Raw genomic sequence first — 18893 nt, forward strand, 5'->3', positions numbered from 1 at the left:
TACCCGGATACCCGTCGGATGTCCGAAGAGGCCTCGCGACGTACCGCGGCGCGAGGCCTCCCGGCCGTTTTTCAGGGGGTGTCGTACGGATCCGTGTACGGGTCGTCGTACGGGTCGCCGTCCCCGTAAGGGTCGTACTCGTCCTCCCTGCTCGGCGTTCCGCACTCGGCCGGGGTCGGGTCGGTCCCCCGCTCCGCCAGGAGCGTGCGCGCCCGCGCCTCCGACCAGCTGGTGTCGTACCAGCTGCCGTCGTCCGCGCGCAGACGCGCCTCGATGCCGATGAGGGCACAGGAGCGCTGCGGCTCGGGAAGCCGGTCGAGCGCGGGTACGGCGTCGGCCGACAGCCCTGCGAGGTACGGGATGTCGATCTTTCCGGAGCTGCTGAACCGCTCGATGTTGCGTTCGGCGACGAGGGCGTCGGGCGAGGCGAGACCGAAGGCGAGCATGCCCGCGGCGGCGCTCACGGCCACCGCGCGGGGCAGCAGCCGGGCGCCGAAGACCCCCGCGGCCATGATCAGCAGAATGACCAGGCCCAGCCATGTCTCCATCACGGCCACCGAGATACGCAGCCGCGTCAGCCCGTACGCGTCCACGTAGAGGTCCATCCTGCGCAGCGCCGAGGCGACCACGACGAGCGTGAGGACGCACAGGGTGCCGAGGACGGCGCGGACGAGCGTGCGGTCCCGGGCGTCGGCGCGCGGCGCCCAGCGCAGGGCGAGGGCGATCACCGCGAGGGTGAGCAGGGTGGCCATCAGGAGCTGCCAGAAGCCCTGCCGGGCGTAGGCGGAGTAGGTCAGGCCGGTCTCGCTGAGGACCTTGTCGTAGCCACCGAAGAGAACGGCGAGTTGAACCGCGTTGAAGGCCGCGAAGAGCAGGTTGAGCACGATGAGCGGAAGGGCCCACTCCAGGCGTGCGCGGGCCCGGCCGGGGCGGATCGCCATCCGGTCCCAGCGCAGGGGCGCGGCGGCGGTCCGGGCGACGGCGATGGCGCCGAAGAGCCCGAGCAGGAAGAACGAGAGCCGCCAGGGAGCCTGTTCGAGGGGGATGTCGGGGATCAGGGATCCGAGCAGGTCGGCGAAGGCCGCGTCGGCACCGGCGAAGAGCGCGCCGAACACCACGAGCAGGCCGGCGGCCACCCCGACGGTCCGCACGACCGGCCCCCACCGGCCGCGGGAGCCGTCGGCGCGGTCGCGGACGCCGTGCCAGGCCCAGGCGGTACCGGAACCGAGGGAATCGAACAGGCCGAGGGGCGCGAAGAGAACGCTCGGCCAGCCCCGGCCGCCGTGCAGAGCGAGGGCCGTCACACCGAGCGCGGTGACGATCGCGAGGAAGGTCGGCCAGCCGGCGTCCCGCAGGGCCGGTACGGCGAGGAGGGCGAGGCCCCCGACCGCCCAGACCAGCGTCCAGGGGCGGAGTCGGCGGCCGGCCGCACGGGCGGCGAACGCGGCGGCGAGGACCGCGGGAGCGGCGACGATCATCAGGTTGAGGCCGATCCCCTCGCCTAGGAGCAGGGCGCTGAGCACGGCGGTGGCCAGGACGGCCCAGAGTGTCGGGGCGGTCACCGGGGCCGGTGCGGCGGGACGCAGTCGGGTGAGCCAGGTGTCGGCGGGCGGCGTCGGCGGCGCCCAGGGATGCGGGGGCCTGCTGCCCGCGGGCCACCCCGTGGCCGCCACCGCCCGCTGCTGCGGCGGCTGCGGCTGCGGCTGACGCGGCTGCTGCCCGGGCGGTACCGCACCAGGTGGTACGGGAACGGCAGGTGCGGCCGACGCCGAACCAGCCGGACGAGCGGAGGCCTCGGGCCCGGACTTGGCCTTGGGCTCCAGCTCGGGCTCCCGCTCGGGCTGAGCTCTGTCCTGCGGTGGTGGTTCGGACGGTATGTCGGACACGGGACCCCCTCCCGACCCGGCACGCGCTCGGTAGCCATGACGGCGGAGGGCTGCGGTCCGGGTGTCGCGTCGGCGCGCTCTCGACATGATCAGCGCTGCGGAGTGGCCGACTCTAATGGCGGACCTTTCGTTCGGACCCGGCCGAACGGCGCTGTGGCAGGACCGTGACACTCGCCGACCCACCCCAGGGGCCCCGGGCATCAGGACCGGACGGCGTCCGGCATCCAGTCCGGCAGCTCCTCCGTACGCTCCAGCCACGCGGCGGGGGGCGCACCGGCCGTGCCGGCCGCCACGACACCGCCGGCGATCGCGCAGGTCGTGTCGACGTCCCCGCCCACCTGGGCCGTCGTCCAGAACACCTGCTCGTAGTCGCCGAGCGCCCGGGCCGCTGACCAGAGCGCGAACGGCACCGTGTCATGGGCGGTGGTGCGGCGCCCGCTGCCCAGCACCGCCGCGACCGTCCCGGCGTCGCCGTAGTCGAGCATGTCGCGGGCCCGGCGCAGCCCCGCGCCGACGGCGCTGCGCGGAACGAGCGCGATCACTCCGTCCAGGAGGTCCGTGGGCTTGGGCGGACCCGCAGGGTCCGCGGCGAGTGCGGCCGCGGCGGCGACGGCCATGGCCCCGACGACGGCCTCGCGGTGCTGGTGCGTGGTGTACGCGGAGATCTCGGCCTGGTGGGTCGCCTGCTCCGGGTCGTCCGCGTACCAGGCGCCGAGCGGGGCGATCCGCATCGCGGCACCGTTGCCCCAGGAGCCCTGGCCGTTGAAGAGCGCGGCGGCCAGTTCGCGCCAGTCGGCCCCCTCCCTGATGAGCCGGAGCATGCGGTTGACCGCGGGCCCGTAGCCCCGGTCGAAGTCGTGGTGCTCGGCGAACGACCGCGCGAGGGCGTCCTGGTCGATCCGCTCGTGCCGGACGAGCACGGCCAGGACGGAGCAGGCCATCTCGGTGTCGTCGGTCCACTGCCACGGGCCCGAGGGCAGCTCGCGTCGCTTGAGCAGCGGGTAGTTGACGGGAACGAAGAACTGGGAGCCCAGGGCGTCTCCCACGGCCAGGCCTCGAAGGCTGGCCAGGGCGCGGTCGAAGCGCCGGTCGAGAGTGGAGTCAGCGGTCATCGCTCCACCACTCTATCCGGTGGAGCCGTACGGTTCCGGGGTACGCCAGCGCTCGAACGGCCGGTCAAGGACGTATCTGCCGTCCTCGCCGAGCAGCAGCGTCCGTGTCTCGCCGTTGCCGGGGTTGGACAGCGACTCGAAGTCGGCGACGGTCCAGTGGAACCACCGCATGCAGAACAACCGCATCGTCAGTCCGTGGGTCACCAGCAGAACGTTCGGCGGGTGGTCGGGCGCCTCGAAACTGCGGTACAGGCTCTCCAGGAACGCCCCGACCCGGTCGTACACATCGGCCCCCGACTCGCCCTGCGCGAAGCGGTAGAAGAAGTGCCCGTACGCGTCCCGGTAGGCCTTCTGGAGTTGTACGTCCTCGCGGTCCTGCCAGTTCCCCCAGTCCTGCTCCCGCAGCCGGGGCTCCTCCCGCACCCGGACCTGCTCGGGGTCGAGCCGGAACTCCCGGAGTGTCTCGTGCGTGCGGCGGTAGGGGGAGACGTACACGCTGATCTGCTCGTCCCCGAACAGCTCCCGCAGTCGCCCCCCTGTGTCGCGTGCCTGCCGGACCCCGGTGTCGGTCAGCCTGAGCGCATGATCGGGCTCCCGCTCGTACACCGTGTCGTCGATGTTGCCCTCGGACTCTCCGTGCCGTACGAGGACTATGCGCCGCGGTCTTGCCATGCTACGACCCTAGATCGCCCGCTCAGGCCGGGCTCAGCCGGGGAGCCGTCCGGCGTCCATCCGGCGTATGTGGCCGGTGAACCGACGCCGCAGCTGCCGGTCGTGCGAGACAACGACCAGGGCTCCGGCCCACCGGTCGAGTGCCCCTTCCAGCTCCTCGACGAGGCCCAGGGCCAGATGGTTGGCGGGCTCGTCGAGCAGCAGCAGATCGACGGGCCGGGCCAGCAGACGGGCGAGCGCGAGCCTGCGGCGCTGCCCGGCGGAGAGGCTGCCGACCGGGACGTGCAGGTCGCCCGGCCGGAACAGCCCGTACGAGTGGAGCAGTTCGGCCTGCTCGTCGTCGGTGAGCGCCAGCCCGCGGCCGAAGGCGGTGAGGAGCCGCTCGGCCGGCCGGTGGGCCGGTATCTCCTGGGCCAGGTACCCGATCCGTCCACGGCGGCGGACCTCCCCCGCGTCCGGCTCGGCCAGGCCTGCCAACACCCGGAGCAGGGTGGACTTGCCCGCGCCGTTGTCCCCGTGGACCAGGAGCCTCTCCCCCGCCCCGATCGTCAGCCGGCCGACGGCCAGCCGGTCCGCGACACGCACACCGGTCAGGGTCACCAGCTCCCCTTCGGCACCCCCGGCGACCGGTCGCGCGGCGAAGGCGAGCGGCTGCGGTGGCTTGGCGACCGGCTCGGCCCGGAGGCGGCGCAGCCGTTCCTGGGCGTTGCGGACGCGGCCGGAGACGGAGGCCTGGACGCGGCCGCCCGCCCGGTCGTACGCCATCTTGTTGTTGTCCTTGATCGAGCGCCCGGCTGCGACTCCGTGCGCGGTGGTCGTGGCGTGGGCCTCGAGCCGGGCCGTCTCCTCGCACCACGCTTCGTACGCCTGCTCCCAGCGCCGGCGGGCGGCCGCCTGTTCGGCGCGGAAGCCCGCGTACCCGTCGCCGTACCGGACGACCGTGCGCCGGTCGGCGTCGACCTCCAGGACGGAGGTGGCCACCCGTTCCAGGAAGACCCGGTCGTGGGAGACGGCCACGACCGTGCCGCGGTGTGCGAGCAGCGCCTCCTCCAGCCAGTCCAGGGCTCGTTCGTCGAGATGGTTGGTCGGCTCGTCCAGCAGGAGGAGCTCGGGTGCGGCGGCGACCGCACAGGCGATGCCGAGCCGGGCCTGCTCGCCGCCGGACAGGCTGCCGAGCGTGCGCTCCCGCCCTGTGGAGGCGAGTCCGAGACCGTGCATGGCCTTGTCGACCCGCGCGTCCGCTTCGTATCCGCCGCGCAGTTCGTAGGCCGTGAGCAGCTCTCCGTAGGCATCGAGCTCGCGCGCTCCCGCCGTGGCGAGCACTGCTTCGGTCTCCCGCAGCCGCCGCTCCATGGCTCGGAGCTCGGCGAGCGAGTCGTCGATCGCGTCACCCACGGTGTGGTCGGCCGACAGGCGCGGGGTCTGCGCGAGCATGCCCGTGCCGCCGTCGGCGAGGGTCACGACCTCCCCCTCGTCGGGCGCTTCGAGCCCGGCGAGCACGCGGAGCAGGGTGGACTTGCCGGCTCCGTTCTCCCCCACGATCCCGATCCGCTCACCGGGGCGGACGGTGAGGGAGATCCGGTCGAGGAGCAGGCGTTCGCCACGGGACACGGTCACGTCATGGAGAGAAATCTGTGTGGGCAAGGGCGCCTCCTCCGGTCGAGTCACCATCCGCGCTAAATGCAACCGGAGTGGCGTTAAAAGGACTATGACAGACTCGACCCACTAACGCAACGGGAGTAGCAATTGAATGTGACGACCGAAGGTGACCAGCCGGTACCGCCCGGCAGCCGCCGCCCCGGTGGCCGTACCGCACGCACCCGCGCCGCCGTACGCGACGCCGTTCTGACGGGGCTGGCCGAGCACGGCTATCCGGCGCTGACCGTCGAGTACGTCGCGGAACACTCCGGCGTGCACAAGACGACGCTCTACCGCCGCTGGGGCAGCCTCGAAGGGCTCGTCGCGGACGCCCTGGACCTGGCCGGCGAGGACGCCTGGACCCCTCCGGATACCGGCAGCCTCGACGGCGACCTGCGCGCGCTGGCCCGCGAGGTGGTCGATTCCTTCTCCGACCCGGCGGTCGCGGCGGCCCCCACCGCGTTCGTCGGCGCCGCCTTCCAGTCGGAGCGCGCCGCCGAGGCGCTGCGCGCCTTCTACACGGAGCGTTTCACCCGCTGCGAAGCGGTCGTCGAACGAGCCCTGGCCCGCGGCGACGCGCCCCAGGGCACGGACGCGGGCGCGGTCGTGCGCGCCGTCTCCGCGCCCCTGTTCCTGCGGCTGTTCGTCACCCGCGAACCGCTCGACGCGGCGCTGGCCGACCAGTCGGCCCGAGCCACGCTGGCCGCGGTCGCGGCGGGCGCGTTCGCCCCGCCCCCCGACGCGGGGTGATCACACCGTCCAGGACGGCTCGAGCTGCACCACGTCGCCACTCAGCGCCGCCACGTCGGCCTCCGTCTGGGCCCGCAGCCCGAGCCGCTCGACGCGCTCCACGCGGTACTTGCCGTGCTCAGCGGCGGACCGCCACATCGAAAGCACCACGAACTCGTTCCCCGGAGCCGCCCCGAACACCCCGCGCAACATCCCGGGGGAACCGGCCATCGCCGGGTTCCACACCTTCTCCTGCATCAGCGCGAAGTGCTCGACCCGGTCCTCGTGGACCCGGCAGTGCGCCACCCTCGCCACGTCGGCGTCCGCGAACTTGGGTTCGAAGCCCGTCTTCACGTCGAAGCGGTGGTCGAAGAGCTTGACCTGAAGGTCCTTGAACGAGCCCGACTGCGCGGCCGCGAGCCGGTCGTGCGACCGCGCCATGAACGAGTCGTAGAAGGCGCGGCTCTCCCAGAACGAGAAGACATGGGCGACATCGGGCCGTGCCCGGCTCCACCCTCCGCCCTGGCCCCGGAATCCCGGCTCACCCAGCAACCCCGCCCATTTCCGCTGCCCCCGCTCGAACCCCCGACGGTCCACCACGGCGCAGCGAATCCACTTGACCAGCACGGCGCCATCGTACGGGGCATTCACCCTCCGCCACCCCGGTCTCGCACCGAGTACGCATGACACCATGAACAACCGGTCAGAGACCATGGGCAGTTGACCGAGCCCGGGGTACCAGTCGTACGCAGAGAGGGAATTCACGGTGAGCGGACTCAACAAAGGGGTCGGCAAGGTCGAGGTGACGCTCAAGTGGGACCCCAGTCCGATCGGCGCCGCGGCGCACGATCTGGACATCATCGCGGGGGTCTACACGGCGGACGATCCGTACGGTTCGCCCGCCTACCTGGTGCATTTCGACAGCCGCTCCCCCGACGGCACGATCACCCTCAGCCGGGACAGCCGGACGGGCCAGGGCTTCGGCTACGACGAGGCCATGATCCTGGAGCTGGACCGCCTCGCGCCGCTCTACGCGCGCGTGGTGGTGGGCGTGGCCATACAACAGGGTTCCGGAAGGCTGACGTTCGGAGACATCACCAACACGGGCGTCCGGGTGCGCGAGGGCTACACCGAACTCGCCGCCCACGGCTTCGAGGACGTCGCCGGGGCCACGGCGGCGACGCTGATGGAGTTCACCCGCGACGGCTCGGAAGGCTGGTCCTTCCGGTCCATGCGCCGCGGATTCGACACGGACCCGCGGACCTTCGCGACGGTGATGGGCGCCCAGCCCGTCTGACCTACCCGCGGCCTCCCCACGGGAGGACCGGGCACGAAGAAGGGGACCGGCCTCAGGCCGGTCCCCTTCTCACTCACTCTTCAGCCGACGGCTCAGCTGCAACCGCTGGTCGATCCGCAGCCCTCGCAGATGTAGCAGGAACCGGCCCGCTGCATCTTCGTACCGCAGGAGAAGCAGAGCGGGGCGTCCGCGCTGATCCCCAGCTGCATCTCGACGAGCTCGGCCGAGGTGTGCGCCTGCTTCGGGGCCGGCACCTCCGCCTTCACCGGGGCCGAGACGGCCTTCAGGGTCTCCGTCTGGCGCGGGGCGGACTGCGCCAGGCCCTCGACGTCCACCTCGTCGTCGGAGGGCTCGTAGGAGCCCGTCTCCAGGTGACGCTGACGCTCCTCGGCCGAGTGGATGCCGAGCGCGGAGCGGGTCTCGAAGGGCAGGAAGTCCAGCGCCAGGCGGCGGAAGATGTAGTCGACGATCGACTGCGCCATCCGCACGTCCGGGTCGTCCGTCATGCCGGCCGGCTCGAAGCGCATGTTGGTGAACTTCGAGACGTACGTCTCCAGCGGGACGCCGTACTGCAGACCGACGGAGACGGCGATGGAGAAGGCGTCCATCATGCCCGCGAGGGTCGAACCCTGCTTGGACATCTTCAGGAAGACCTCGCCGAGACCGTCGTCCGGGTAGGAGTTCGCGGTCATGTAGCCCTCGGCGCCACCGACCGTGAAGGAGGTGGTGATCCCCGGGCGGCCCTTGGGCAGGCGCTTGCGGACCGGGCGGTACTCGACGACCTTCTCGACGGCCTCGCGGATCGTCGCCTCGGACTTCGCCGTGACCTCGACCTTCTCCTCCTCCTTCTTCTTGGCGGAGAGGGGCTGGCCGACCTTGCAGTTGTCGCGGTAGATCGCGAGCGCCTTGACGCCCATCTTCCAGGCCTCGAAGTAGACCTCCTCGACGTCCTCGACCGTGGCCGTCTCCGGCAGGTTCACGGTCTTGGAGAGGGCGCCCGAGATCCACGGCTGGATGGCGGCCATCATGCGGACGTGGCCCATCGCGGAGATGGAACGCTCGCCCATGGCGCAGTCGAAGACCTCGTAGTGCTCGGTCTTCAGGCCGGGCGCGTCGATCACGTTGCCGTTCTCGGCGATGTGGGCGACGACCGCCTCGATCTGCTCCTCCTGGTAGCCCAGGCGGCGCAGGGCCTGCGGGACGGTGCCGTTGACGATCTGCATCGAGCCGCCGCCGACCAGCTTCTTGAACTTGACCAGGGCGAGGTCGGGCTCGAGGCCGGTGGTGTCGCAGGACATCGCGAGACCGATGGTGCCGGTCGGGGCGATGACCGAGGCCTGGGCGTTGCGGAAGCCGTTCTTGGCGCCGAGGCGGATCACGTCCTGCCAGGCCTCCGTGGCGGCGGCCCAGATCGGCGAGTCGAGGTCGTCCATACGGACGGCCACGGTGTTGGCGTCGGCGTGCTGCTTCATGACGCGCTGGTGCGGCTCGGCGTTGCGGGCGTAGCCGTCGTACGCACCGACGACCGCGGCGAGCTCGGCGGAGCGCTTGTACGAGGTGCCGGTCATCAGCGACGTGATGGCGCCGGCCAGGGCGCGGCCGCCGTCGGAGTCGTACGCGTGGCCGGTGGCCATGAGCAGGGCGCCGAGGTTGGCGTAGCCGATGCCCAGCTGGCGGAAGGCGCGGGTGTTCTCGCCGATCTTCCGGGTGGGGAAGTCAGCGAAGCAGATGGAGATGTCCATCGCCGTGATGACCAGCTCGACGACCTTGGCGAAGCGCTCGACGTCGAAGGACTGGTTGCCCTTGCCGTCGTCCTTGAGGAACTTCATCAGGTTCAGCGACGCGAGGTTGCAGGACGTGTTGTCCAGGTGCATGTACTCGCTGCACGGGTTCGAGCCGTTGATCCGGCCGGACTCGGGGCAGGTGTGCCAGCGGTTGATCGTGTCGTCGTACTGGATACCCGGGTCGGCACAGGCCCACGCGGCCTCGGCCATCTTGCGGAAGAGCGACTTGGCGTCGACCTCCTCAATGACCTCACCGGTCATCCGGGCGCGCAGACCGAACTTCCCGCCCTGCTCGACCGCCGTCATGAACTCGTCGTTCACACGGACCGAGTTGTTGGCGTTCTGGTACTGGACGGACGTGATGTCGTCGCCGCCCAGGTCCATGTCGAAGCCCGCGTCGCGCAGGGCGCGGATCTTCTCCTCCTCCTTGACCTTGGTCTCGATGAAGTCCTCGATGTCGGGGTGGTCGACGTCGAGGATGACCATCTTGGCCGCGCGACGGGTCGCGCCGCCCGACTTGATCGTTCCCGCGGAGGCGTCGGCGCCGCGCATGAAGGAGACCGGGCCGGAGGCGTTGCCGCCGGAGGAGAGCAGCTCCTTGGAGGAGCGGATGCGGGAGAGGTTCAGGCCGGCGCCGGAGCCGCCCTTGAAGATCATGCCCTCTTCCTTGTACCAGTCGAGGATCGACTCCATGGAGTCGTCGACGGACAGGATGAAGCAGGCGGAGACCTGCTGGGGCTGCGGCGTACCGACGTTGAACCACACCGGCGAGTTGAAGCTGAAGATCTGGTGCAGGAGGGCGTACGCCAGCTCGTGCTCGAAGATCTCGGCGTCGGCGGGCGAGGCGAAGTAGCCGTGCTCCTCGCCGGCCTTCGTGTAGGTCTTCACGATCCGGTCGATGAGCTGCTTGAGACCGGTCTCGCGCTGCGGGGTGCCGACGGCCCCGCGGAAGTACTTGCTGGTGACGATGTTGACCGCGTTCACCGACCAGAAGTCGGGGAACTCGACGCCACGCTGCTCGAAGTTGACCGAGCCGTCGCGCCAGTTGGTCATGACGACGTCACGACGCTCCCAGATCACCTCGTCGTACGGATGCACGCCGGGGGTGGTGTGGATGCGCTCGATACGCAGGCCCTTGCTGGCCTTGGCTCCCTTGGCGCGGGAACCTCGTGCCGGACCGCTCGCCGTCTCTGTCATGCCGCCTCCCATATACGGGCAAAACACGCTTAAATGCCCAGATAATCCCAGGGCACTGTCTTCTTGTCTGCTGTCGCGAGCGCCGCTGAGGAACGCCCGTGACACGTCTTGCGGCCGCGACGCGGCCGGCCACGACCGGACCCTCGGTCCGGCCCGCCGGTCAGTCGGCGGCGGTGGCGGGAACGGGGACCTCTGGGGTCGCTCCGGTCCCGCGGTCCTCTACGGATGGCCGTCGCTCGCGGAGCTCCGCGACGGCGGCCTCGAAGTCGTCGAGGCTTTCGAAAGCCTTGTAAACGGATGCGAAGCGCAGGTACGCGACGAGGTCGAGCTCCTGCAACGGGCCGAGGATGGCCAGACCCACGTCGTGGGTGGTCAGCTCGGCGCTCCCGGTGGCGCGCACCGCTTCCTCGACCCGCTGGCCGAGCTTGGCGAGGGCGTCCTCGGTCACCGGCCGCCCCTGGCACGCCTTGCGCACGCCGGAGATGACCTTGGTACGGCTGAAGGGCTCAGTCACGCCCGACCGCTTCACCACCATGAGCGAGCACGTCTCCACCGTCGTGAAACGACGGGAGCAGTCGGGGCACTGGCGGCGGCGTCGGATCGACGTCCCGTCGTCGGTGGTGCGACTGTCGACGACACGGCTGTCGGGGTGCCTGCAGAAGGGGCAATGCATGGTTCCGACCCTCCCTCACGGCACGACTGAATAGCCTCGCCGGGCCCGTCAAGGCCCCCGAAGCGACCACCAGCATAGGCGATGCGCGCGCCCCCGGCGGACCGGGGACCACAACTTGTAGGCGGCTGATGCAATCCAACCACTACATCTAGGGCTGGGCCCGTTTTCGGTACTTCGCGCGTGTCGCGCGGCCCACGGATGCCCGACCGGCCATGAGGGTACGGGAAGCCCGCGGCTCCACCGATTTCGGCCCGCCGGGTGCGAGACTGGGACGGCACCCCCGCCCGCGTGCGGCCCGCCGCTGAACGGTACCGTAATGACCGAATTGCCACCGGCGCCCGGGCACGCACATACACCTAGCTGCGCACATACGTAAGGCAATCTGCGATTTTTCACTCGAACGTGTGTTTGGCGCAACCTTTCGAAAGCCACTACCGTTGTGCCAGCCAGGGAGACCATTCGAGAGGGGCCGCCGACGTGACCACCACCGCAGACAGTGCCACCATCACTGCCCAGGACCGCTCCCAGGGCCGACTCGAGCCGGTGCATGCCATGAATGACGCAGCCATGAACGGGGACGGGGAGCCAGGCCGACCTGCGCGCTCGTTGCCCGGACGACCTCCGGGCATCAGGGCCGACAGCTCCGGCCTCACCGACCGGCAGCGCCGGGTCATCGAGGTCATCCGGGACTCGGTCCAGCGGCGCGGGTACCCGCCGTCGATGCGGGAGATCGGTCAGGCGGTGGGCCTCTCGAGCACCTCCTCGGTCGCGCACCAGCTGATGGCGCTGGAGCGCAAGGGCTTCCTGCGCCGTGACCCGCACCGCCCGCGGGCGTACGAGGTGCGCGGCTCCGACCAGCCGAGCACCCAGCCGACGGACACCACGGGCAAGCCCGCCGCCTCGTACGTGCCTCTCGTCGGCCGGATCGCCGCCGGTGGCCCGATCCTCGCCGAGGAGTCGGTCGAGGACGTCTTCCCGCTGCCCCGGCAGCTCGTGGGCGACGGTGAGCTCTTCGTCCTGAAGGTCGTCGGTGACTCGATGATCGAGGCCGCGATCTGCGACGGAGACTGGGTCACCGTCCGTCGTCAGCCGGTCGCTGAGAACGGCGACATCGTGGCCGCCATGCTCGACGGCGAGGCCACGGTCAAGCGCTTCAAGCGCGAGGACGGCCACGTCTGGCTGCTGCCGCACAACGCGGCGTACCAGCCGATCCCTGGTGACGAGGCCACCATCCTCGGCAAGGTCGTGGCGGTACTGCGGCGGGTGTGAGACCACCTGCCGGCTCTGACCGGGCCCCGGGACCCACTGCGCCGGTCCCGGGGCCCTGCTGTGACCTCCCCCGGGTCCTGCCGTGCAACGGCAGGACCCGGGGCCGTTACGAAACGTCCTTCTTCGCCTTCTCGTCGATCGCCGCCAGCGACTTCCGTACCTGGTTGCGGTCCGTCGTGTACCAGAAGTCGGGCAGCGAGGCCTTCAGGTAGCTGCCGTACCGGGCTGTGGCCAGCCGCGGATCGAGTACGGCGACCACACCACGGTCTCCGGTGGCCCGTACGAGACGTCCGGCGCCCTGTGCCATCAGCAGGGCCGCGTGCGTGGCGGCGACGGCCATGAAACCGTTCCCACCGGCGTCCTCGACCGCCTTCTGGCGGGCGCTCATCAGCGGGTCGTCGGGGCGCGGGAAAGGGATCTTGTCCATGACGACCAGCTGGCAGCTGGCCCCCGGCACGTCCACTCCCTGCCAGAGGGAGAGCGTGCCGAACAGACAGGTCTGCGGATCCGCGGAGAAGTTCTTGATCAGCTCGCCGAGCGTGTCCTCGCCCTGGAGGAGGATCGGGAACTCGGGGATCCGGGTGCGCAGCTCCTCGGCCGCGAGCTGGGCGGCGCGCATCGACGAGAACAGGCCGAGTGTCCGGCCGCCCGCCGCCTGCATCAGCTCCGTCAGCTCGTCGAGCATGTCGCCACGGTCACCGTCCCGCGCGGGGCGGGCCAGGTGTTTGGCGACGTACAGAATCCCCTGCTTGGGGTAGTCGAACGGCGAGCCGACGTCGAGGCCCTTCCACTCCGGGAGGTCGTCGCCCTGGGTGCCCTCCGGGGCCAGCCCGAGCGAAGCTCCCACCCCGTTGAAGTCGCCGCCCAGCTTCAGGGTGGCCGAGGTGAGGACCACGGACCGGTCGGCGAAGAGCTTCTCGCGCAGCAGCCCCGACACCGAGAGCGGGGCGACTCTCAGCGAGGCGCCGAAACGGTCGTGGCGTTCGTACCAGACGACGTCCCACTCGGAGCCCTGGGTGATGCGCTCGGCGACGGCATGCACGCTCTCCACGTACGCCAGGGCCTGCTTGCGGACGGCGTCCTCGTCCTGGACGGACTTGTCCCGGGTGGTGCCGAGCGCCGAGATGACGGCGCGCGCAGCGTCCCGCAGCGCCATCAGCGCATAGCCGAGGTCCTCCGGGATCTCCTCTAGGCGGCCGGGCAGGGCCAGCTCCATCAGCCGCTCGAAGCCCTCCGCCGCGGTCTGGAGCTGGTCGGCGACCTTCTCGTCGACCAGCTTCGCGGACCGCCGGACCGCGCGGTTGACCTGGCCCGGGGTGAGCTCGCCGGTGGCGACGCCGGTGACCCGGGAGACGAGCTCATGGGCCTCGTCCACGATCAGCACCTCGTGCTGGGGCAGCACCGGGGCGCCCTCGATCGCGTCGATGGCGAGCAGGGCGTGGTTGGTGACGACGACCTCGGCCAGCTTGGCCCGCTCACGGGCCGCCTCGGCGAAGCACTCGGCCCCGTACGCGCACTTCGTCGCGCCCAGGCACTCGCGGGAGGAGACCGACACCTGACCCCAGGCGCGGTCCGAGACGCCGGGCGTCAGATCGTCCCGGTCGCCCGTCTCCGTCTCGTCCGACCAGTCGCGGAGCCGCAGCAGGTCCTGCCCCAGTTTGCTGGTCGGGGCGGCGGCCTCGAAGGGATCGAAGAGGCCCTCCTCCTCGTCCTGCGGCACGCCCTCATGGAGGCGATGGAGGCACAGGTAGTTCGACCGCCCCTTGAGCATCGCGAACACCGGTCGGCGGCGCAGCTGCGGATGCAGTGCCTCGACCGTACGCGGCAGGTCGCGCTCGACCAGCTGGCGCTGGAGCGCCAGGGTGGCCGTGGCGACCACCACGCGCTCACCGTGCGCCAGCGCCGGCACCAGATAGCCGAGGGACTTTCCGGTGCCGGTGCCGGCCTGGACCAGCAGGTGGGAGCTGTCGTCGATGGCCTCGGCAACGGCCTCGGCCATGGTGACCTGGCCGGGCCGCTCCACACCGCCGACGGCGGAGACGGCGGCGTGCAGGAGGTCGGGGAGGGATGGCTTCGTCATAGCCCGTCCACCCTACGGCGCGGCACTGACAGTCACGTCACGCGAGCGGATTCGGCACCGTTCCGTGGACGGCGGCGTGCGGCCGCTGGGGGCGGTCGCGGTAGCCGTCCAGGTGGAGCCGGTTCCGGTTGAGACAGAGCCGCTCGATCCGCGGAACGAGGAGATCGAAGAGCTCGAACCGTTCCTTCAGCTCGGGGAAGCGCGCCTGGTGGCGCAGGATCTCGGCTCGCACGAGCGCCCAGAAGTCACGTTCCGGCACGGCGAGTTGTTCTTCGCAGAGCGGTGCCAGGTAGCGGAACACGCCGACGAACAGCCCTGAATGGATGAACTGCGTGAGGAAGTCGGGGTCTTCGGTGAGCAGGACGGCCCGGACGTCGTCGGCCATGGCGTCGTGCTCGGGCAGCGGGTGGGCGCTGATGTTGACGTCGTCGACGAAGTCCTTGATCGCCAGGCGTACGGGAACGTCGTGGTCGTCGTAGACGACGATGGCGTTCTCGCCGTGCGGGGAGAAGACGGTGCCGTACTGGTAGAGGAAGTGCAGCAGCGGGGGGAGCAGGGCCGCGAAGAGCCGCTGGAGCCAGGCCGTGGGGGCGAGCCCGGAGCGCTCGACGAGCTCGGCGACGAACGCGCGGCCGTGCGGATCCGTGTGGAGCAGCGAAGCCAAGGTCCGGGCGCGTTCGCCGGGCGGGAGCCTGAGGGGCTCGCGCCAGATCGCGCCGAGGAGTTCCTTGTACTGGTACGGGACCTCGGGCAGGCGGTCGTAGAGGGGGTGCTCGACGGTGACCGAGGCCACTTCGCCGAGGAGGATCACCCCGCACTCGTCGCGCAGGAACGGGTCGGCGTCGCGGAGCCCGTGGACCCAGGAGGTGACGGCGGGTGCGGCGAGGGTCCGTTCCGTGGGGAGTCCGCGCCAGACGAGGGTGTTGAGCACGGACAGCGGCAGTTTCACGGTGTGCCGGTCGGGCCTGCTGGTGTTGAGGAAGGTGCGGATGGACTGCTGCGGCACCCGCAGGTCTCCGTCGGCGGGCAGCGGGACGATCGCGCCGGCCGCGACCGCGGGGGCGTAGAGCGGCAGGACGATCTCGTCCCACTGCCAGGGATGGACGGGCAGGAGGAGGTACCGGTCGGGGTCGAGGCCGCGGGCGCGCAGCGTGGCACGGTAGGTCTCGCGGACGTCGGCGTCGAGTTCGCGGTCGTAGAGCCTTTCCGGGGTGTCGAGGCCGGGGACCCCGCGGTACGCGGCCAGGTCGATGCTGACGGCGATCCAGGGAAGGCGTGCGGGGCGGCGGGCCTCGGGGGCCCAGCGGGCGGCGTCGGTGGCGGAGAACCCGATCCGGCCCTTGTTGAGGACGAGCCAGGGATGGCCGGTCTGGTGGCCCTCGAGTTCGGCGTAGCCGAGGTCGGCGAGCCGGTCGGCGGTGAGGGCCTCCTCGTCGAGGCGGGCGTCGGCGGCGAGGGTGGTGGTGAGCTCACGGATCAGATGGCCGAGGGTGGCGCCGTCGAGGTTCAGGAGGCGGCGGGCGCGGACGAGGAAGTCGAGCGGGTCCGTCAGCGGCCGCCCGTCGAGCGCGAGCGAGTCGGGGGCGAGGCGCCAGCTGCCGTACGCGCCTCGGCGGGCCGTGAAGGTCAGGGCCGAGCCGTCGTCGAGCCGCAGGAGGTAGGGCCGGGGGCCGCCGGGCGTCTCGGGTTCGCTGTCGGCCGCCGGGACGGGCGTGACGATCTCCTCGTACGCGAACTCGGCGACGGTCTTGGTGAGCAGACGGGTCGCGGCCCGGTTCCAGGCCTCGGGGGTCAGCTCGGGCGGTGCGAGCAGTACGGAGTCATGGGTGGCAGGGGACGTCGGCACGGGGACTCCTCAGGATGGGAACCACTGTGGGTTGTCATGCGTTCACAGGACGTGACGGTGGGCACGGTCGCGGACCATGAGGGCGGCTCGCTTGTCGGGAAGGTCGGCTTCCGCCGAGAAGCGGAAGCCGGCGCTCAGGAAGGCGGAGACGGAGGGGGTGTTGCGAAGGTCGGGTTCGGCGATGACGCGCGTGCACCGGGGACGGTGGTCGAGCGCGAGGTCGGCGACGGCACGGAGGAGCGCGGTGCCGACACCACGGCCTCGGTCGGCGACGCCGCCGAGGAGGAGGTGGATGCCGGTGTCGTGCGGGCGGGCCGGATAGTGCCGGGCGAGCGGGTCGAGGTCGGCGCGGTAGATCTCGAAGTAGCTCATGGGGGTGGAATCGAGGACTCCGAGGCAGGGCACGCTGCGGCCGTCGCCGTCGAGTTGGGCGCCGACGTGGGTGGCCGTGACGGTCTCGGGGCCGGCGAGCTCCCAGAAGGCCGCGACGGCCGGGTCGTTCATCCACCGGGTGATGAGCGGCAGGTCGCGTTCGAGCCTGACGGGCACGAGGTGGAAGGTGCCGACGGGGGTGGTGACGGGACCCCACGAGGCGACCGCGTCGAGGAGGTCGCCGTCCGTGGTCGCCGTGTTCTCGCCGGCCCCGATCAGGGCGACGAGTTCGTCCGAGAGGTGCAGGTCCAGGGTGTCCTCGCTGCCCGGGTCGGTGGCGGGGCGCGCATCGGTGGGAGGCACGGTGGGGCTCTCCTCTCGGCGGTTCGGTCGGACGGCGAGCGCTCGGCCGTGCGGTCGGGGGGGGTGGGCTTCAGGAGCGGAGGGGGTTGGTGATGGCGACGTAGACGGACTGGGTGTCGACGGGGCCGACGAGTTCGTCGAGGCCGTGCAGCCGGGTGAGGAGGTTCGCCTTGCAGCGCAGGGTCGCGGCCTCCAGGAGCCGGTGCGGCAGCGGGGAGCCGAGACTGGTGGCGGAGGTGAGGAACTGGCGGAATCCGGCGAGGAGAACGCGTTCGTCGGCGAGGTGCTGGGCGCCGAAGGCGCCGATCAGTCCGAGGACGTTGTTGATGCCGAGGTAGTAGGCGAAGCGTTCGTCGGTGACCTGGTCGGAGACGAAGGTGTCGCTGGTGGTCCCGATGCCGGGGAGGCGGCTGTCCAGTTCGTCGCGGCGGGACTCGCGGAAGTAGTAGCCCTGGTTGTCCCGGTAGCGGCCGCCGATCGGCCAGCCGTCGGGGTCGAGGAGCACCAGGGTGTTCTGCTGGTGGGCCTCCAGGGCGACGCCGGCGTGGCCGTCGAGCCAGAGGACGGGACGGACCACCTGGTCGAGGTAGCGCAGGAACCACTCGGCGGCGACGGCGGTGAGGGGGCGGCCGGTGCGGGCGGCGAGACGGGTGACGATGTTGGTGAGACGCGAGCGCATCCGCGTGGTGCCGGGCCAGGGGCGCGGGGCGGTGAGTGCGGCGATGCAGACGGCGTCGTCCCCGGCGGTGAAGGGGTTGTGCCGGATCATCACGTCGAGACCGGGGACGGGCGTGCCATCCGGGGTGTCGACGGCGAGCCAGGCGGGGTCGCGGACGATGTCGAAGCCGGGGTGGGCGGCCTGCCATTGGTCGACCAGGCCGGTGCGCAGGAGGCGGTGCACCTCGACGCCTCGGTGGAGTTCCTTGCGGAGGTTCTCGCGGCGGGAGTTGGTGATGCGGACGCCGAGGGAGAGCTTGAGCATCGTCCGGGCGCCGGGCCGGTGCACGGTACGGACGGAGGAGGTGGGGTGCCAGGCGGAGCCGGCAGTGCCGAGGTCGTGGAGAAGGCCGGCGGCGAAGAGGGAGGCGACGGCGGGACGGTGCGCCAGTTCGCGGGCCTGCCAGGGGTGCAGCGGCAACGGGATGGTCCCCGCGGGCAGTTCGAGCCCGTCGGCGAGACCGGTGGCGAGCTGGACGGCGCTGACCGGCCTGCCCTGTTCGGTCCAGGCGGAGTCGGAGGCGAGGACCGAGGGGTCGACGGCCATCCAGTGCAGCGGGAACGAGCCGTACAGCTCGGGTGAGTAGAGCCGGGCCTCGGCGTCGGAGAGGCCCTCGCGGCTCTTGGGGGTCGGGTGGAGCGGGTGGCCGAGCAGCAGGGACTGTTCGGCGGTGAGGAAGAGGTCGGCTTCGGGGCCCGGGGTCGGGCGCCGCCGCCGCTCGGTGATGAACTCGGCGGTGCGGCGGGCCGAGTCGGCGACGCGGCCGACGAGTTCGGTGCCTTCGGGGCGGCCGGTCTCGCGGCTGATCAGAGCGGCGACGGTGACCGCGTCGACGCGCGGGGCGGTGGTGTGCAGGCCTTCGAGGGCGGGGGCGCCGAAGCGGTGCCATCCCGTGGCCGACCAGTAGAGGACGGGGACGAGGAGGGCGGTGCCGCTGGCTGCGAGGGGGATGCGCAGGGTGGCCGAGTCGGGGGCGGGGAGGTTCTTCTCCCGTACCCAGCAGCGGAGCAGGTTCTCGATGGTCGCCGCGTCGGCGGCCCGCCGCGGGTCCGGGTCGTCGAGGTGGTCCTGCCGGTTGGGGGTGCCGCCCGCGACCGTCCGCACGGGCGTGGGCTGGGTGTCGTACGGACCGGAGTGCTGGCGCGGGACGGTGGCCTGCTCGACAGTGAGCGGGCCGCGAGCGCTGCTGCCGGTGTCGGACGCTTCGGAGGCGGGGCTGGCGTTCACGGGGCTTCCTTGTGGGGGTGTCCGGGGTCG

General features: G+C 71.3%; 14 protein-coding genes. 3 read left to right on the top strand and 11 right to left on the bottom strand.

Annotated elements, in window-relative coordinates:
• Positions 1–71: 71 nt before the first annotated feature.
• The 4 genes from Q5762_RS19205 to Q5762_RS19220 form a co-directional block, all read right to left on the bottom strand.
• Positions 72–1886 carry a DUF4173 domain-containing protein gene (locus Q5762_RS19205; protein WP_315893380.1) on the bottom strand — a complete coding sequence of 605 codons (1815 nt, stop codon included), beginning with the start codon at positions 1884–1886 and terminating at the stop codon, positions 72–74.
• A gap of 200 nt (positions 1887–2086) precedes the next feature.
• Positions 2087–2998, bottom strand: a complete 912-nt coding sequence (locus Q5762_RS19210) for an ADP-ribosylglycohydrolase family protein (protein ID WP_315893381.1) — start codon at positions 2996–2998, stop codon at positions 2087–2089.
• A 12-nt stretch (positions 2999–3010) separates the two neighbouring features.
• Positions 3011–3670, bottom strand: a complete 660-nt coding sequence (locus Q5762_RS19215; RefSeq protein ID WP_315893382.1) for a histidine phosphatase family protein — start codon at positions 3668–3670, stop codon at positions 3011–3013.
• Between the two features lie 33 nt (positions 3671–3703).
• Positions 3704–5341, bottom strand: a complete 1638-nt coding sequence (locus Q5762_RS19220) for an ABC-F family ATP-binding cassette domain-containing protein (protein ID WP_399495206.1) — start codon at positions 5339–5341, stop codon at positions 3704–3706.
• Between the two features lie 81 nt (positions 5342–5422).
• On the opposite strand from Q5762_RS19220, the gene Q5762_RS19225 reads away from it, so the two are divergent.
• Positions 5423–6058: a TetR/AcrR family transcriptional regulator gene (locus tag Q5762_RS19225; protein WP_315893384.1), complete on the top strand. Its 636-nt coding sequence runs from the start codon at positions 5423–5425 to the stop codon at positions 6056–6058.
• Here Q5762_RS19225 and Q5762_RS19230 read toward each other — a convergent pair whose 3' ends face one another.
• On the bottom strand, positions 6059–6664 hold the full coding sequence (locus Q5762_RS19230) for a YdbC family protein (protein WP_315893385.1): 606 nt from the start codon (positions 6662–6664) through the stop codon (positions 6059–6061).
• Positions 6665–6803: 139 nt separating this feature from the next.
• On the opposite strand from Q5762_RS19230, the gene Q5762_RS19235 reads away from it, so the two are divergent.
• Positions 6804–7334, top strand: a complete 531-nt coding sequence (locus tag Q5762_RS19235; protein WP_315893386.1) for a TerD family protein — start codon at positions 6804–6806, stop codon at positions 7332–7334.
• A 92-nt stretch (positions 7335–7426) separates the two neighbouring features.
• Here the strand turns inward: Q5762_RS19235 and Q5762_RS19240 are convergent, their stop codons facing one another.
• Positions 7427–10315, bottom strand: coding sequence for a vitamin B12-dependent ribonucleotide reductase (locus tag Q5762_RS19240; protein WP_315893387.1), 2889 nt, complete (start codon positions 10313–10315; stop codon positions 7427–7429).
• 160 nt (positions 10316–10475) lie between these two features.
• Positions 10476–10988: a transcriptional regulator NrdR gene (gene nrdR, locus Q5762_RS19245; protein WP_315893388.1), complete on the bottom strand. Its 513-nt coding sequence runs from the start codon at positions 10986–10988 to the stop codon at positions 10476–10478.
• A 477-nt stretch (positions 10989–11465) separates the two neighbouring features.
• On the opposite strand from nrdR, the gene lexA reads away from it, so the two are divergent.
• Entirely contained in the window at positions 11466–12257 is a 792-nt protein-coding gene (gene lexA / locus Q5762_RS19250; protein ID WP_315893389.1) for a transcriptional repressor LexA, read from the top strand.
• Positions 12258–12363: 106 nt separating this feature from the next.
• Here the strand turns inward: lexA and Q5762_RS19255 are convergent, their stop codons facing one another.
• The 4 genes from Q5762_RS19255 to Q5762_RS19270 all read right to left on the bottom strand — a co-directional run bounded on the left by Q5762_RS19255 (position 12364) and on the right by Q5762_RS19270 (position 18863).
• Positions 12364–14337, bottom strand: a complete 1974-nt coding sequence (locus Q5762_RS19255) for an ATP-dependent DNA helicase (RefSeq protein ID WP_315893390.1) — start codon at positions 14335–14337, stop codon at positions 12364–12366.
• Positions 14338–14374: 37 nt separating this feature from the next.
• On the bottom strand, positions 14375–16183 hold the full coding sequence (locus Q5762_RS19260) for an IucA/IucC family siderophore biosynthesis protein (RefSeq protein ID WP_315893391.1): 1809 nt from the start codon (positions 16181–16183) through the stop codon (positions 14375–14377).
• 42 nt (positions 16184–16225) lie between these two features.
• Entirely contained in the window at positions 16226–16918 is a 693-nt protein-coding gene (locus tag Q5762_RS19265; protein ID WP_315893392.1) for a GNAT family N-acetyltransferase, read from the bottom strand.
• A 70-nt stretch (positions 16919–16988) separates the two neighbouring features.
• Positions 16989–18863, bottom strand: a complete 1875-nt coding sequence (locus Q5762_RS19270) for an IucA/IucC family protein (protein WP_315893393.1) — start codon at positions 18861–18863, stop codon at positions 16989–16991.
• Between the last annotated feature and the right edge of the window lie 30 nt (positions 18864–18893).

The organism is Streptomyces sp. P9(2023) (assembly GCF_032436795.1).
Lineage (GTDB): Bacteria > Actinomycetota > Actinomycetes > Streptomycetales > Streptomycetaceae > Streptomyces.

Coding starts and splice junctions, on each gene's coding strand:
- Q5762_RS19240 (WP_315893387.1), bottom strand. CDS start 10,315: ATGACAGAGACGGCGAGCGGTCCGGCACGAGGTTCCCGCGCCAAGGGA.
- Q5762_RS19220 (WP_399495206.1), bottom strand. CDS start 5,341: ATGGTGACTCGACCGGAGGAGGCGCCCTTGCCCACACAGATTTCTCTC.
- Q5762_RS19215 (WP_315893382.1), bottom strand. CDS start 3,670: ATGGCAAGACCGCGGCGCATAGTCCTCGTACGGCACGGAGAGTCCGAG.
- Q5762_RS19255 (WP_315893390.1), bottom strand. CDS start 14,337: ATGACGAAGCCATCCCTCCCCGACCTCCTGCACGCCGCCGTCTCCGCC.
- nrdR (WP_315893388.1), bottom strand. CDS start 10,988: ATGCATTGCCCCTTCTGCAGGCACCCCGACAGCCGTGTCGTCGACAGT.
- Q5762_RS19210 (WP_315893381.1), bottom strand. CDS start 2,998: ATGACCGCTGACTCCACTCTCGACCGGCGCTTCGACCGCGCCCTGGCC.